This is a genomic window from Seohaeicola saemankumensis, from assembly GCF_021021435.1.
Lineage (GTDB): Bacteria > Pseudomonadota > Alphaproteobacteria > Rhodobacterales > Rhodobacteraceae > Seohaeicola.
The window spans coordinates 138,273-153,233 of record NZ_JAINWI010000017.1; the positions used below are offsets into that span (position 1 = coordinate 138,273).

Here is a 14,961-nt window from a genome sequence, read left to right on the forward strand (position 1 = left end):
GTCATGCGTTTGGTTCCGTCTACGTAGCAAAAAATGTGGTGTACAGGCATGAGGTCAGGAATGACGCAAGACGATCAGAGACCGGAACGCAAAGGCCTAGGACTAAAGCGTCAGATCGACGAGAATCTCAAACGGGTCTATCAGGACGCGCTGGAAGAAGATGTGCCTGACCGGTTCAAAGAGTTGCTTGAGCGTCTGCGCGCCAAGGAGACTGGAAAATGACAACCGCTCCTGACAACCTGCCTCCACCTGATGATCCGCGCGAGGCGCTGACACATCATCTGCCTGCACTGCGTGCCTTTGCCATAAGTCTGACAGGCAATGTCGCACTTGCCGATGACATGGTGCAGGACACTATCGTCAAGGCATGGACGCATATCGACAGCTTCCAGACCGGCACCAACATGCGGGCATGGCTGTTCACGATCCTGCGGAACACGTTCTATTCACATAGGCGCAAACGCAAAAGGGAATTGCCCGACCCAGAAGGCATCCATGCCGCGTCTCTCTATGAAAAGCCCGAACATGACAGCAAACTGGCGATGACGGATTTCCGTGCAGCCTTCGCAAAACTGTCGGACGAGCATCGCGAGGTGCTTCTTCTTGTCGGGGCCTCCGGCTTTTCGGTGCAAGAAGCCGCCGAAATGATCGGCGTGCCGCCCGGCACAGTGAAAAGTCGCGCCAGCAGGGCGCGGTCACGGCTGTGCGCCTTGTTGGGCATGAAGGACGGCGAGCACATGCTGGACGGCGTTGACGGTTCGACCGCAGCCGTAATGTCACGATCGGGAACGCAAGCCGCATGAGCCGACATCCCTCCCGGAGGAGTTGGTCACCCGAACGGTTGGGTCTGCGCTTGGCCTTGCTGTTGTCTGTGGCATTGCTGCCGGTTGGCCTGATCGCGGTCCTGCAGGCCGTAAGCCTGCTGAAAGAAGCCAAGGCGCGCTCGGAAGCGGCGCTGATGGGCGAGACCTTGATGAGCGTGCAATCCGAGTTGCGCCTGATCCAGCGCGGTCAGGGCATGGCCGCCGCGCTTGCCAACAGGCTATCAAGCGAGACCGGCATATTGGGAGCTGACAATCAGGAGGACGGGCAAAGCGGTGAAGATGCCGCCAATAGCTGCCGGATCGAACTGCCCTTGCTGTCTTCGCAACTGGCAGAGCAGGCCCAGATCGCCGTCGTCGGGTCAGGTGGTGAGATCATCTGTGCGTCCGCAACCATGCGGGACAATATGGCAGGCACGATTCTTTTGCAGGATCTGATGGAATCCGATGGCCCAGAGGTGATGCTGGACAATAACGGTATTCTCGCTTCGGGATCAGCCATTCTGATCAACCATCCTATTACCGGTGCCAAACCGCGTGATGACGCACCCGCCGAAATCATTGGTGCCGTGTCGGTCATTCTGCCACATATGGCCTTGCGGGAAATCAGCGGCCTGCCAGAAGACCGGATGCTTCTGTCCCTTCCCCAAGAACAGGGTGCGGCGATCCTGACTTTCAACGAGAAAGGCGAAGTGCTGACCTCATCGGCGGGGCTGGAAAGCGCGCAGGGTATCCTGCCGCGCCACAGAGCATTGAAAGCCCTTGTCGGAAGTCGTCCGCTTGCCTTTACCGCTGTGTCGGAGCTTGGAATAGAACGGGTCTATTCCGTGATCCCTCTGATTGAAGAAAACCTCTATGCCTTGGGCACATGGCCCGGTGAAGGGCACCGGATACAGGCGCTTGATACTGTGCCTGCCGCGCTGTTCCCCGCGCTGATGTGGGGCGCCAGCCTTATCGTGGCGTGGCTTGCCGCAGGGCGTATGGTGACACGGCACATTTACAAGCTGCGCGGCGCTATCGGGGCCTTTGCAGGTGGCGACAGGGTTGTGCGCGAGATCGACGTCTCGGGCGCGCCGATCGAATTGCGCCAGTTATCCGATTCATTCGTCAGGATGACCGATACCATCCTGCATGACGAGGCCGAGCTGGAAAATGCCGTCCATCAAAAAGAGGTGCTACTGCGCGAGGTCCATCACCGCGTCAAGAACAACCTCCAATTGATAGCCTCGATCCTCAACATGCAAATCCGGCAAGCGCGCAGTCCCGAAGCAAAGGGATTGATGACAGGGGTACGCGACCGCGTCATGAGTCTGGCCACGATCCACCGCGGCCTCTACCAGACCAGCGGCCTGACCGATATCAGCGCGGACGAGTTGCTTTCAGATATCCTGCGACAACTGACCCATATGGCGACCGGTCCCGGACGCCCGATCGAGATCGAGCAGGACTTCGATCCCGTGCGTCTGACCCCCGATCAGGCCGTTCCGCTTTCGCTGTTTCTGACGGAAGCCCTGACAAATGCAATCAAATATGCCGGCAATGACGGGGACGGGCCGCCGCATCTGTCGGTCAGTCTGAAGCGGATGGAGGAAGACGCTGCCCTGCTCTGTGTGGTTAACAGCACCGGCACACGCCCCGACAATGATACCGAGATCGAAAGCGGCACCGGCCTTGGTGTCCAGCTTTTGGACGCTTTCGCACAGCAGATTGGCGGGCAGGTATCCCGTGAAGAGAAAGACGGCAGGTTTGCACTTGCAATGGGTTTCAAGCTGACACCATTGACCGAGGCGGAGGCGCGCAATGCGCCGGAAGAAACCGACGACTCCCTGATCGACAACTGCCTTTAATCACCGAAAACCTGCATCTTGACGGCCGCGCGGCGGTTGCCGGTCCCTGATCGGTTTGACAATAGATGTGGCATCCTTATGCCATTGTTAGTTATACAAAATAAATTGTCTGTAAGTTGTCGCTTTTCGCGCCATTCGCTTTTAACATGTGAAAGGGTGGGGGTGTGAGTAAGTGATCCGAATTTTACGCGTCCTTTGCGGCTCTGGGAAAAAACATGATCCAAAGGCTCGGCACTGCCCGACAGCAAACCCTCGATATCTGGCGCGGCTTGATGCGTCCCACCAAGCTGGCAGTCATCCTGTCGGTCGTGGTCGTCACCGGGCTCTGGCTGGCGGCCGAACATCGCAACAAGATGTTTTATACCCAGCAGTTAAGGGTGGATTTGCTGCAGGACCTGACAATTGTCCGCACCCAGCTTGAAGGGCAGGTCAACGCAAATATCCAGCTGATCCGCGGCTTGATTGCAACAATGATCACAGAGCCAGACATGCAGCAGGACCGGTTCGCAAGCATTGCCGAAGGTCTGATGAGCGAGACAAAGGCGATCCGCAATCTGGCCGCTGCGCCCGATATGGTGATCAGGATGGTATATCCGGTCGAGGGCAATGAGGCTGCGATCGGTCTGGATTATCGCACCAACGAGGCGCAACGCGAAGCTGCCGAACGCGCACGCACAAGCGGATCGCTTGTGCTAGCGGGGCCTGTCGATCTGGTGCAGGGCGGAAAGGGCTTTATCGGCCGTTTTCCGGTTTACGTCCCAAAACCGAACGGAGCCATAGAATTCTGGGGCCTTGTCTCGGCAGTCATCGACGAACAGGCGCTTTACCGAGAGGCGGGTTTGCTGAACCAGAACGGATCAATGCAGTTTGCACTGTCTGGCCGTGACGGTGTGAGTGGCAACCGCGATGTGTTTTTCGGAAATCCCGACATCCTGTCGCAAGATCCCGTAACCCTCAGCGTGCTTTTGCCTTCCGGCAGTTGGCAGTTGTCGGCGATTCCGGCTGGCGGTTGGAACACGACACCCCCGACCGCCCAGATACTGCGTGCTGTCATGTTGATCTCGGGGCTTTTGTTGATGATGCCCAGCTTCCTGATGGGTCGCCTGATCGAAGAGCGGCAACGCCATATCGGCGAACTTGAGGGTTCGAATTCCGCACTGAGCAACCGGATGGCCGAACTTGAACGCGCCCGCGCCCAGCAATTGAAATCGGAAGCAAGACTGCGTGCGTCACTTGACGCGCAGGAAGAGATCAACGCCCGCTTCACCGAAGTAGCAGGGATAAGCCGTTCATGGGTTTGGGAGCAGGACGCAGATTTGCGTTTCACCTATCTTTCGCCCGGATTCAGCGCCGTAACAGGGTTCCCTCCGGACTCGCTGATCGGCAAAACACGATCGGAGTTTCCTGCTGAATGGGCCACCATGTCGAACCAGGCAGATTGGGACTGGCTTTCAGAAAAAACGAACGCACGCGAACCGTTCAGCGAGTTCAGTTACGGTTTTCGCGCGAGTGACGGTCGCGATTTGTGGGTTATGACCAGCGGCACGCCGATTTTTGACAACAAAGGCAAGTTTGCGGGCTATCGCGGTGCGGGCACGGAAGTCACGAGCATCCATGCCGCCGTGATCGCCGCGCAAGAGGCGAACCGCGTCAAGTCCATGTTTCTTGCGACGATGAGCCACGAAATCCGCACGCCCATGAACGGTATTTTGGGCATGGCCGAGATGCTGGAAACGACGCTGACAACACCCAGCCAGAAACAGATGATTTCTGTGATCCGCGACAGTGGCGAAGCGCTTTTGGCGATCCTCAACGACATACTCGACCTATCCAAGATCGAAGCCGACAAGCTTGATCTGGAAGTCGTTTCTTTCCGTCTGGATGTCGTGGCACAGCGGATCGAGGCACTGCACAAGTTGAAGGCTCAGGAAAAAGGACTGCGTCTGGATATCTTTACCGATAGCCGCGCACGCCACCCACGGATGGGCGACCCGCATCGGATGACCCAGATACTGCACAACGTCGTGGGCAATGCGATCAAGTTCACGGACAGGGGAAAAATCACGGTTCTGATCAGCAGCCTGCCCGGCGATGATCTTAGGATCGAAGTGACTGACACAGGGATCGGCATGACCGCGCAGGAGCAGGCGCGGATATTTGACGAGTTTACGCAAGCCGACGGATCCGTCACTCGTCGCTTTGGCGGGACCGGACTTGGTATGTCGATCGTGCGTCGCCTGATCGACAAAATGGGGGGCAAACTTGATCTGGAATCGGAACCCGGCAAGGGCACAAAGATCGGGATCACGCTTCCGCTGCCCCTCGCACCCGAGCAGTCGGACACGCAATTACCCGTGCAAAAAGCAAAGGCTGGGCCAAGCGACCTGATCGATCTGTCAGGCCGGCAGATTCTGGTGGCGGATGACAACGAAGTCAATCTGGACGTATTGAACGCCATGCTTGAGGACACAGGCGCGGAGCTTGTCGTGGCCCGCAACGGCAAGCAGGCTATCGAGGCATTCATGAAAAGCACCTTTGACATGCTTTTGTTGGATATCTCGATGCCGGTTGTAGACGGCCCGGACGCGCTGCGCCAGATGAGCGAGGCTGCGGCCGATCACGGCTACCGCATGCCCCCTGCAATCGCTTTTACCGCCAATTTGATGCCGCATCAGATTAGCGAATATCTGGGCGCGGGTTTTGTTGACGTGATAGCAAAGCCCCTCAAGCGGCAAGTTCTGCTCGCGCAGATCGAAAAACATCTTGAGGCGCAGACGCCTTCCGACCCCCGCTAAGGGATGCGTAGGGTCTGACAAGGTTGCCATTTCTTCTGGTGCTGCCGGTTTCCGCGCTGGGTATTCACCAGCGCAGAAACCGTGACCCTGCCAACGCGCCTATTGCAGTCATGATCAGAATGGCCATCCCGTACCAAATGACAAAAAAGACAGGATTGTCCTGCACACAATAGAGCGAATACCCTGTAGTCACCCCTGCCGAGACAGCACAACCAAGCACCGCGCCGGAACGCATGGGGGCAGTGGTGGCCCCCTGCGCCAGAAGTCTGAAAGACAGCGCCAGCGCCGGAACAGAAATCAGCAGGATAAAACCCAGACATTGCGTCACCGAGACGGGGTTGAGTTCGGCAAACCACAACTCGCGGGGCTGGGCTACAAACCCGCCCGCGACAAGAACCACGCCCGCCGCCAGCCCTACCAGTGCAGGCACAAAAATACGGAATTGTCCGTTACGCTCGGGCCGCATCAACCGCAGGGCAGAGGCGACAGCAGCCACGCAAAGCACGAAGGGCAGAAAGGTCTTGCTGCCAATAACCGGATCAGACAAAGCGGCGCCCAACCCGTCGCGAATGCCTGCGACTGCCAGAAACGCGGCCGCGCAGAGGATGATCACGCCGGACAGCGCGGCACCGATCCGAAGGGGGCGCAACGGTGTTGCCGCAGCATCCCTGGAAAGATCGGCGATCAGGTCTTCGGTCTTCATATATCATCCTTTCGGGCGATTGCGGCGAGGCGCTTGATCGCGCGGTGCAGGGCAACACGGATCGCCCCCTCGCTCATGGACAGGCGGTGCCCTACCTCGGCCATACTATCCCCTTCCAGACTGACAGCCCGCACGATACGGGCCGAACGCGGATCAAGCCTTGCCAACAGGGACTCGCTGTCGCGCGCGGCAAGAACAGCCGGCACATCGCCAGCCCCGGGCTCGGCCTTCAGGTCGGCATCCAGAGGAACATATGCAAGCAACCTGCGTCGTCGCTGGATATCTATCAGTTTGTAACGCGCGATTGCCCGTATCCACGCAAGAACGGGAGTATTCATATCCCATGTATTCCGTTTGGCATGAAGCGCCATCAACATCTCTTGCAGGATGTCTTCCTGACTATCTTGGGGAAGGCTGCCGATACGTAGCGCAACCATGCTTCGCAGGATGCAGGTCGTTTCCTTGAGAAACAGCGCATAGGCCCGCTGGTCCCCTTTCAGGGCCGCACAAAGCAACGGTGCCAGTTCGCCTTCCAGATCGCGCACGTCTTCATCCATCATCCGGACTTCAAGCCTGTATTCTGGAACAGATCACGCATCCTTGTCGCATGAATTCTTGGTGAGGCGTCCAAGCTTCTCGGTTTTGTCAGCGTAAGGGGCGTTGCAGCATGGCGATCGCAGCCCCCAGTAGCAACAAACCGGACGCCACCAGAAGGCTGATGCCGATATTGCCGGTCAGATCGCCGACCAGACCCGCGCCATAGGGGCCTGCCGTCTGGGCCACCGCAAACACCACGGTAAAAAGGCTGATCGCCCTGCCCCAGCTGTCAGGTGGCAGGTTCTGACGGGTAAAGCTGGTGACAGCGCCGGGAGCCATGAAAACGGACAATCCGAACACGACGGCAGACACTAGCAGGACGGGACCGCTTGGCAGGATCACCGGCAAGGCCGATCCGATGGCGATGCCGGTCAGGATCAGCGCCAGCGGCACGCCCGAGGCATAGCGCGACAGAACCGGGCGCCAGACCAGCGGGGACAGGCAAATACTGATCCCCAGAACAACCCAGACAAAGGCGATAAACCCTGCTGATGCCGCCTGTTCGGTCATCCATGCCGACAGAAATGTCAGATAGACAATATATCCCAGCCCGAAGCCGGCATAGCCCGCAAGTTCAGGCAGAATACGGCGGACCGGAAGGGGAACCGGACTGATATCGGACTGGACGGGCGCGCGCAGCTGGAATGCGGCCCAAAGGCCCAGAGGCACGAAAGACAGGCTGATGGCACCGATCACGATCCAGCCCATCGGCCAAGAGGCGTTTCCCCATGCGTCCAGCATCAGCGGCAATGCCGCCCCTGCGAGCACGATCCCCAACCCGCCGCCCGAGCCGAACAGGATCGCAATCGCCAGCGCATTCCGGCGTGGATCCCCCTGAAACAGCCCTGCCGTCAATGCGCCTGCGGTCGAGAACGACATCGCCCCGACCACGCCCGCAATGATGCGCCAAAGGGTCTGCCACCACAGTGCCGCATGAAGACCCGTCGCCAACAAAGCTAAAGCCGTGGCTACCAGACCGATCGCGAACAGGCGCGAGGGGGATAGGTGCCGGATCAGCAACATGGTCAGAATTGCCCCTGCAATATACCCCATGGCATTGGCAGTATTGAGCCAGCCCGCTTGCGCGTAGCTCCACCCCATTTCAGATTTCATCGCGGGCAGGATCAAGCCATAGGCAAAGCGGGCAAAACCATTGGTGACTGTCACCCCCAAGGCCAGCCCAGTCAGCACAAGCCAAGGGCGGGATGGCCCCGCTGTCATTCCTTAAAGTCCGCTTTTGTGGCGCGTTCCGGCATGAAGACCTGATCGGTTCGGTCCCGTCCCAAGCGAAGAAACCGTCGGCAACAGGCAGACAATGAAAAACCGGCAGGTTCAAGCCCTGCCTTTCCATTTTACTGCAAGAGCTAACGCATCAGAACCACAGGCACCTTGCAGGAGCGGACCATTTCGGTCGTGGTGGAGCCGATCACAAGCGTGCGGATACGGGAATGACCGTAAGCGCCCATGACCAACATATCGAAAGACGCCTCCTCGACCAGTTTGCCAAGCGCAGTTTCAGGCTGGCCCGGCAGGATGGATGTATCGGCCTCGATCCCTGCGGCCTTCAAAAGTGCTTTTGCATCCTCAAGACCATTTTTGACCTCTGTCGTCGCGGCACCGACCGTCACGACATGGACGGACAGCCCCTGAAACAGCGGGGTGCGTGCGATATGATCGACTGCTTTCATGGCCGAGCGACCACCATCATAGGCGACCAGCAGTTTGGTGATCGGCTTGAAGGCACGCGACGCCACCAGAACCGGCTTGGTCGCAGCCCTGACAATCCGCTCCAGATTCGATCCAAGATGTCCCTTGGCGAAATCGGCCGCCTCGCCGCGCTTACCCACGATGATGACACGTGCGTCTTTCTCGACCTCGGACACAGCCTCGACGATATCGCCCTGACGCAAGCGGGTGGTGATCTCGGATACACCTGCTTCGTCCACGATCTTGCGCGCATCCTCAAGAATGGCGCGGCCTCGATGGCTGATCAGTTTCGAGCGTTGCGCGTCAAGCTCGGACAGTTCCTCCAGCAGTTTGCTGCGGGCGCCCAACTGGATAGAACCGGACCGGTCGTATTTCTCGGGAGCCTCGCGGCGGCCCAGCACATGGATCAATTCAACAGGCGATCCGGTTCGACCCGAGACCCAAGCGGCATGTTCACAAACCGAAGCCGAATAGACGGACCCGTCGACGAAAGCGATGATTTTGTCAGACATTTGTTCCCCTCCCTCAATGCGACATCAGTTTGTCCATCGCGCCCGGCTTGTCGTGGATAGCAAGCTTGTCGACGATGGTTTCTGTCGCCTCGTTCATTCCGATGATCTCGACCTCCGCGCCATCACGGCGGAACTTGAGGATCACCATGTCCAACGCTTGTACCGAGGAAATATCCCAGATATGGGCGCGGCTGACGTCGATGGTGACCTTTTCCAAGGCTTCCTTGAAGTCGAAAGCGTTCATGAAATCCTCGACCGAGCCATAGAACATCTGTCCTTCGACCACATAGGTCCGGTGGCTGCCATCGGGGCTGATGCCGGTTGTCACCTTGAAAAGCTGCGCGATCTTGCCCGCAAAGAAGATGCCGGACAGCAGCACGCCGACCAGAACACCGATGGCAAGGTTATGGGTATAAACCACCGTCACCACCGTCGCGATCATCACGATGGACGAGGAGCGTGGATGCGTTCTGAGCGCTTTGACCGACGACCACGAGAAGGTGCCGATGGATACCATGATCATAATGGCCACCAATGCGGGCATTGGGATCTGGCTGACCAGATCGCCCATCACCACCACCATGAACAGCAGAAAAACACCCGCCGAAAAACATGAAAGCCGCCCACGCCCGCCGGATTTCACGTTGATGATCGACTGGCCGATCATGGCGCAACCCGCCATGCCACCGATAAAGCCTGTGGCCGTGTTCGAGATCCCCTGACCGATACATTCCTGATTACGGTTGGATTTCGTATCGGTCAGATCATCAACGATATTCTGCGTCATCAGGCTTTCCAGCAGGCCCACAATGGCCACCGCCACCGAATAGGGCAGGATGATCATCAGTGTCTCGAAGGTCAGCGGGATATCGGGGATCAAAAAGACCGGCAGCGTGTCGGGCAACTCTCCCATGTCGCCGACCGTGCGGACATCCAACCCGAAGAAAAGCGCAACAGCGGTCAGCACAATGATGGTCACCAAGGGCGAAGGGATCGCCTTGGTAATCAACGGAAACAGGTAGATGATCGCCAGTCCCGCCGCCACAAGCACATAGGTCAGCCATGTGACGCTGCGCGGGTCCAACTCCGGCAGTTGTGCCATGAAAATCAGGATCGCTAACGCATTCACAAAACCCGTCATCACTGATTTCGACACATAGCGCATGACGAAACCCAGCTTCAGAAGCCCTGCGGCGATCTGGATTAGTCCGGCCAGCACCGTAGCCGCCAGCAGATATTCCAGTCCGTAATCCCGCACCAGCGTGACCATCAGAACAGCCGTAGCTGCGGTCGCGGCCGAGATCATGCCGGGGCGTCCGCCAGTAAAGGCAATCAGCACAGCGATAGAGAAACTGGCATAGAGGCCGATCTTGGGGTCAACCCCCGCAATGATGGAAAAGGCAATCGCCTCGGGGATCAGCGCCAGCGCGACAACAAGCCCTGCGATCAGATCGCCGCGGACATTGCCGAACCATTGGTTTTTATAAGCATCAAGAGAAATCATCTACAATCCGTTCATCGTCGTCGCACCGTTTGGTCAGGTGCAATCAACAACCATATCGCATGGTTATGTTCGGTTGACCCGGCGGATAGGCGGCCGGAAGAGCCACTCGGGAATTGCACCCAAGTCCATGTTCGCTGCGGTGCCGCATACAGGCTGCGACCCCGTTTGCCAAGACCGGAACACCCTGTCAGCTTTGGCTATGGCGTCGCTGATGCCGTGGTGCCCCAATTACAGGCGGTAATTTCCGTGATCAGGTATTCAGCGAGCAGTCTGGAAAGGCGCGGCCGCGGCGCGGATCACGGCCATATCCGCAGGCACCAGATCCGATGCTTCTGCACGGATCACCGCATCACGCGCCATGCCTTTTGCCGCCTTGGCCAGATCGTCGGGGCAGACCCGTGAAATGGACAACAGCGCCTTTTGCAACCTGATCTGCACCTCGACCAACCCCGCTCCGTCGCGCGCAATGGGGCGGAAGGCATCCTCGATCATGTCTTCTGCCGTGATGGGCGGCACATGGATTTTCGAAAACTTCCTGGTAGGTTCGGGGTCTTCGCGCCAGAGCGCCAGAAGACGGACCAGACGGCCCAGAATATCAATCGCCGTCCCTGGATCGTTGACCGCAGGCGACAAGGCACGCGAGGCGATTTCAGCCAGCACAATCAACCCGAAACGCGGATCACCGTCAAAGGTCCGGCGCTTGCCCAACGTCACAGCGGCGCAAAGCGAATCCTCATGCGCCTTGCCGATGTTGCTCGCAGTGGTCCGCAGCAAGGGTTCGCCCACCGTGACAAACTTGCCTGGCAGACAGGCCAGATAGACCGGGGCATCAATCGTCTGGGCGCAGTCCTGCAACGCCTGCATGTCGATATGCTGGACATAGCCGGTGGCGCGGGCTGCAATGACGCGGGTTGCACTGTCAGGTATCACGGTCAAGCAGACACCGCCCAAATAGGGATCACGCAACCGCGTCTTCATGGCTTCGGATGTCGCCGCCTCGACACGGTCCAGCGTGTTCCCGATGCGGCCAAAGGTCATCAGGTGGTCGATCCACCGGATCAACGCCAGAACAACCAGACCGATCACAGCAACGGTCACGGCAAAGATCACGAACCGGCTGGATTCATCGTAGAGTTTGGCATTCAGGGTGATCAGCCCGACCAGTCCAAAGACAAACGCCCCCAGAAATGTCGCCAGCACGTTCTGCGTTGTATGATCCTGTTGCAGCAGGACAGCCGCACGCGGCGTCGCGTTGCTTGAGGCCGCCGCGAAAGCCGCAACCGCGATCGACAAGGAGAACGTCGTTACAGCCAACATCGAGGATGTCAGCACATTCAGCAATTGCCCGACAGCATCCGACCCTGTCCGCAAAGCCATATCCTCGGGAAGATAGGCAGATGCAATACGCGCCACCCAGACCGACACCAAGGCAAGCAAAGCAAAGCTGGCAACCCGCAGCCAGACCTGTCTGAACAGAATTCGCAGATACCAGGCATAGCGAGAGATCATAATGTCATTCCCTTGATCAACGGCCTAGCCTTGGGTGCCACGCGGCGTGTCACCCTCGCCCAGATCCCAGAACAATCCCGCCATCAGACGCAGGGCATCGCGGCACAGCGGTTTGAGAACATGCTCGTTCGGTGCATGCTGCGAACAGCCGCGATAGGAATGCGGCACCCAAACCGTAGGCAGACCCAGAATATCCGTAAAGCAGTCATTGGGCAGTGATCCCGCCAGATTGGGCAGGACATGTGGAGCGCATCCTGCGCTGCGCGTCAGGCTTTCGGCGACGAACGTTACCCAAGGATGATCAGGATCCAGCCGCGTTGCTTTGAAAACGCCGCTCTCATGCGGGGTAATCTCGACTTGCGCGAACCCGTGCGCGTCTAGATGCCGCCGCAGTGCGGGCAAAATGTCGTCGGGATCGGTGCCCACCACATAGCGCAACTGGCAGGTCGCGCGCGCATTGGCCGATATCGCATTGACCGGCGCATCCGGCACACCGCTGGTCATCGCCAGCACGGCAAAGCTGTTCCAACCATAGGCCCGCTCGACCGGAGTCAGGCTCTCCTCGCCCCAGTCGCTATTGATCGCAGGCCCGTCCTCGCTGTCGATCGGTAAACCGTCAAGCGCCGCGCGCACCGCAGGTGTCAGGCTGTCAGGGCGCCATTCGGGGATCTGGATCTGGCCCCGCTTGTCGGTCATCACGGCAAGTGCTTGCGCGAGTATCATTGCCGGATCAGCCAGAAGACCGCCCCAATTGCCCGAATGATGCGCGCCCTCACGCAAGGACACCGTGAGATCGAAGGTTACGCCACCGCGAGACCCCATGAACATCGTAGGCACATCCGGCTGCAACCGCGGTCCGTCCGAGGCGATCAGCACATCCGCCGCCAGTTTCTCGCGATTTGCCTCGAAAAATGCTGCAAGTCCGGTCGAACCGGTCTCCTCGCTCATCTCGATCACGATTCTGCAGTTGAACCCCAGCGACCCACGGGCCGCAAGAACCGCCTCGAGGGCTGCAATATTGATCAAATGCTGCGATTTGTTATCAGCTGTGCCGCGTCCATATAAGCGGTCGTCCTCCTCGACCAGCTCGAAAGGATGCAACCCCTCGCGCCATTGATCCGCCTGCGCGCGGATTACATCGCCATGTCCGTAACTCAGAATCGTGGGCAGACCATCAGCCTCATGCCGCTCGGCTATCAACAAAGGCCCCCCGCGCGGATCGGGATTGGCAAAGATCGTCGACACAAATCCCGATGCCGTCAAACGCGGCTCCATCGCCTCGGTCAGATAGCGCATCAAGGCAACGCCTTGGTTCGGGTTCTGGCTTTCTGTCTGATAGGCCACCAGATCCGAAAGCTCGGACCGGAAGTCTCCTGCATCAAAATAGCCGGAAATCCTGTCTATCGCTGTGTCACGAGTCATGGCTGTCATCCTTCGGTGTCCGATCTTTCGCAAATCACATGAGAGCGTTTGCGGCCTCTGCTATCCGGTAAACTCGCCGGACAGCTGGCACCTTATGTGACTGTGACTGACTGTCCATATCCCACTGGTCGGTAAAGTCGGGAAAATGGCGCTACACTTCTTGCCAGTCCCGACGACGACGTCGGTGCTAGACTTGAAGTTTCAAGACACTTTTATGTTTCGTTTTAAATATTTAGGCCGCCTTTGCCTTTATTGGCGCGGCCTTTGTTTTGGACCTGTCGCGGTTTGATGCCGCTCCTTTGATTGCATTTACTGCAACAAAGGAGACTGACTATGGGACTGAAACGGACAGACGAATTCCGCGCTGATGCGGTGCGTATCGCGCTGACCAGTGGACTGACGCGCAAACAGGTGGCTGACGATCTGGGCGTCGGCATGTCGACGCTGAACAAATGGGTCACTGCACATCGAGACACGGATGTGGTGTCAAAAGAGGATCTGAGCCTTGCCCAAGAGAATGACCGGTTGCGTCGTGAGAACCGCATTCTCAAGGAGGAGCGGGAAGTGTTAAAAAAGGCCACGGTGTTCCTTGCGAGCCAAAAGCTGTGAGGTTTAAGTTCATTGAAGAACACCGAACAACATTTTCCATCAATCTGATGTGCCGGGTTATGGCAGTCAGCCCGCGTGGTTTGCGGGCGCATCGCAGCCGTCCAGCCAGCCGCAGGCAGCGGTCTGATCTGGTCACGCTGGCCCATATCAAAGAACAATCCCGTCTCAGTTTGGTCAGCTATGGCAGGCCACGCATGACCGAAGAACTGAAGGAGATTGGTCTGAATGTAGGGCACCGCCGCGTAGGCAGGGCTGATGCGTCAGAACGGCATATCAGTCGTAAGAACTCGCAAATACAAGGCGACAACGGACAGCAATCATAAGTTCAATGTCGCGCCAAACCTGCTGGATCGTGACGTTAACGCTGATGCGCCCAACCAAAAGTGGGCAGGCGATATCAGTTATATCTGGACGCGCGAGGGGTGGCTGTACTTGGCTGTGATCTTGGACGTGCATTCACGGCCTGTAATTGGCTGGGCGGTCTCGAACCGGATGAAACGCGACCTTGCGATCAGGGCTTTGAAGATGGCCATCGCGTTCCGGCAGCCGCCCAAGAACTGCATCCATCACACGGATCGTGGGTCGCAGTATTGTTCGCACGACTACCAGAAGATCCTGCGCCAGCACGGGTTCAAGGTGTCGGTGTCTGGGAAGGGCAATTGCTATGATGATGCCGCCGTCGAGACCTTGTTCAAAACGATCACAGCCGAACTGATATGGCGGCAGTCATCGGAAACGCGCAGGCAAGCTGAAATGGCGATATTTGAATACATCAACGGCTTCTACAATCCGCGCCGACGCCACTCAGCTCTGGGTTGGAAAAGCCCGGTCGCCTTCGAACGGACAGTGGCCTAAACGAGCACTTGGGGCGGCACGAAAGCGTGACAGGTCCAGGACGTTGCCCCCAACTTTTATCCAGCGTGAGCGAGACTCTG

The 14,961-nt window shown here is 58.1% G+C and carries 11 protein-coding genes, 1 pseudogene and 1 other annotated feature; of the genes and pseudogenes, 5 read left to right on the forward strand and 7 right to left on the reverse strand.

Annotated elements, in window-relative coordinates; genetic code table 11:
- Positions 1–60: 60 nt before the first annotated feature.
- The 4 genes from K7H22_RS16385 to K7H22_RS16400 all read left to right on the forward strand — a co-directional run bounded on the left by K7H22_RS16385 (position 61) and on the right by K7H22_RS16400 (position 5,463).
- Positions 61–222 carry a NepR family anti-sigma factor gene (locus K7H22_RS16385; protein ID WP_330165860.1) on the forward strand — a complete coding sequence of 54 codons (162 nt, stop codon included), beginning with the start codon at positions 61–63 and terminating at the stop codon, positions 220–222.
- Positions 219–803 (forward strand): RNA polymerase sigma factor, encoded by a 585-nt coding sequence (locus K7H22_RS16390; protein WP_230801958.1) that lies wholly within the window; start codon positions 219–221, stop codon positions 801–803. The genes K7H22_RS16385 and K7H22_RS16390 overlap by 4 nt, the downstream gene beginning before the upstream one ends.
- Entirely contained in the window at positions 800–2,668 is a 1,869-nt protein-coding gene (locus K7H22_RS16395) for a sensor histidine kinase (RefSeq protein WP_230801959.1), read from the forward strand. The genes K7H22_RS16390 and K7H22_RS16395 overlap by 4 nt, the downstream gene beginning before the upstream one ends.
- A gap of 215 nt (positions 2,669–2,883) precedes the next feature.
- Positions 2,884–5,463 (forward strand): ATP-binding protein, encoded by a 2,580-nt coding sequence (locus tag K7H22_RS16400; RefSeq protein ID WP_230801960.1) that lies wholly within the window; start codon positions 2,884–2,886, stop codon positions 5,461–5,463.
- A 64-nt stretch (positions 5,464–5,527) separates the two neighbouring features.
- Here K7H22_RS16400 and K7H22_RS16405 read toward each other — a convergent pair whose 3' ends face one another.
- The 7 genes from K7H22_RS16405 to K7H22_RS16435 all read right to left on the reverse strand — a co-directional run bounded on the left by K7H22_RS16405 (position 5,528) and on the right by K7H22_RS16435 (position 13,417).
- A complete protein-coding gene (locus K7H22_RS16405) occupies positions 5,528–6,166 on the reverse strand; it encodes an NrsF family protein (RefSeq protein WP_230801961.1) in 639 nt (212 codons plus the stop codon).
- Positions 6,163–6,726 carry a sigma-70 family RNA polymerase sigma factor gene (locus K7H22_RS16410; protein ID WP_230801962.1) on the reverse strand — a complete coding sequence of 188 codons (564 nt, stop codon included), beginning with the start codon at positions 6,724–6,726 and terminating at the stop codon, positions 6,163–6,165. The genes K7H22_RS16405 and K7H22_RS16410 overlap by 4 nt, the downstream gene beginning before the upstream one ends.
- Positions 6,727–6,811: 85 nt before the next feature.
- Complete coding sequence (locus K7H22_RS16415; RefSeq protein ID WP_230801963.1) at positions 6,812–7,984, reverse strand: YbfB/YjiJ family MFS transporter; 1,173 nt, start codon at positions 7,982–7,984, stop codon at positions 6,812–6,814.
- Between the two features lie 143 nt (positions 7,985–8,127).
- Entirely contained in the window at positions 8,128–8,982 is an 855-nt protein-coding gene (locus tag K7H22_RS16420) for a universal stress protein (protein WP_230801964.1), read from the reverse strand.
- Positions 8,983–8,995: 13 nt separating this feature from the next.
- Positions 8,996–10,486 (reverse strand): SulP family inorganic anion transporter, encoded by a 1,491-nt coding sequence (locus K7H22_RS16425; protein WP_230801965.1) that lies wholly within the window; start codon positions 10,484–10,486, stop codon positions 8,996–8,998.
- Between the two features lie 72 nt (positions 10,487–10,558).
- Positions 10,559–10,616, reverse strand: a sequence feature (sul1 is cis-regulatory element that is thought to sense ions involved in sulfur or methionine metabolism; They are found in Alphaproteobacteria).
- A 128-nt stretch (positions 10,617–10,744) separates the two neighbouring features.
- Positions 10,745–11,995, reverse strand: a complete 1,251-nt coding sequence (locus K7H22_RS16430) for a DUF2254 domain-containing protein (protein WP_230801966.1) — start codon at positions 11,993–11,995, stop codon at positions 10,745–10,747.
- 24 nt (positions 11,996–12,019) lie between these two features.
- Positions 12,020–13,417 carry a M20 family metallopeptidase gene (locus K7H22_RS16435; RefSeq protein ID WP_230801967.1) on the reverse strand — a complete coding sequence of 466 codons (1,398 nt, stop codon included), beginning with the start codon at positions 13,415–13,417 and terminating at the stop codon, positions 12,020–12,022.
- Positions 13,418–13,750: 333 nt separating this feature from the next.
- Between K7H22_RS16435 and K7H22_RS16440 the strand changes: the two are divergent.
- Positions 13,751–14,881 (forward strand): annotated as a pseudogene (locus K7H22_RS16440) (IS3 family transposase).
- Positions 14,882–14,961: the final 80 nt, after the last annotated feature.

What these genes read in the sequence shown, in the direction of transcription:
- K7H22_RS16385 (WP_330165860.1), top strand. Translation starts at nt 61, where the DNA reads ATGACGCAAGACGATCAGAGACCGGAACGCAAAGGCCTAGGACTAAAG.
- K7H22_RS16390 (WP_230801958.1), top strand. Translation starts at nt 219, where the DNA reads ATGACAACCGCTCCTGACAACCTGCCTCCACCTGATGATCCGCGCGAG.
- K7H22_RS16395 (WP_230801959.1), top strand. Translation starts at nt 800, where the DNA reads ATGAGCCGACATCCCTCCCGGAGGAGTTGGTCACCCGAACGGTTGGGT.
- K7H22_RS16400 (WP_230801960.1), top strand. Translation starts at nt 2,884, where the DNA reads ATGATCCAAAGGCTCGGCACTGCCCGACAGCAAACCCTCGATATCTGG.
- K7H22_RS16405 (WP_230801961.1), bottom strand. Translation starts at nt 6,166, where the DNA reads ATGAAGACCGAAGACCTGATCGCCGATCTTTCCAGGGATGCTGCGGCA.
- K7H22_RS16410 (WP_230801962.1), bottom strand. Translation starts at nt 6,726, where the DNA reads ATGATGGATGAAGACGTGCGCGATCTGGAAGGCGAACTGGCACCGTTG.
- K7H22_RS16415 (WP_230801963.1), bottom strand. Translation starts at nt 7,984, where the DNA reads ATGACAGCGGGGCCATCCCGCCCTTGGCTTGTGCTGACTGGGCTGGCC.
- K7H22_RS16420 (WP_230801964.1), bottom strand. Translation starts at nt 8,982, where the DNA reads ATGTCTGACAAAATCATCGCTTTCGTCGACGGGTCCGTCTATTCGGCT.
- K7H22_RS16425 (WP_230801965.1), bottom strand. Translation starts at nt 10,486, where the DNA reads ATGATTTCTCTTGATGCTTATAAAAACCAATGGTTCGGCAATGTCCGC.
- K7H22_RS16430 (WP_230801966.1), bottom strand. Translation starts at nt 11,995, where the DNA reads ATGATCTCTCGCTATGCCTGGTATCTGCGAATTCTGTTCAGACAGGTC.
- K7H22_RS16435 (WP_230801967.1), bottom strand. Translation starts at nt 13,417, where the DNA reads ATGACTCGTGACACAGCGATAGACAGGATTTCCGGCTATTTTGATGCA.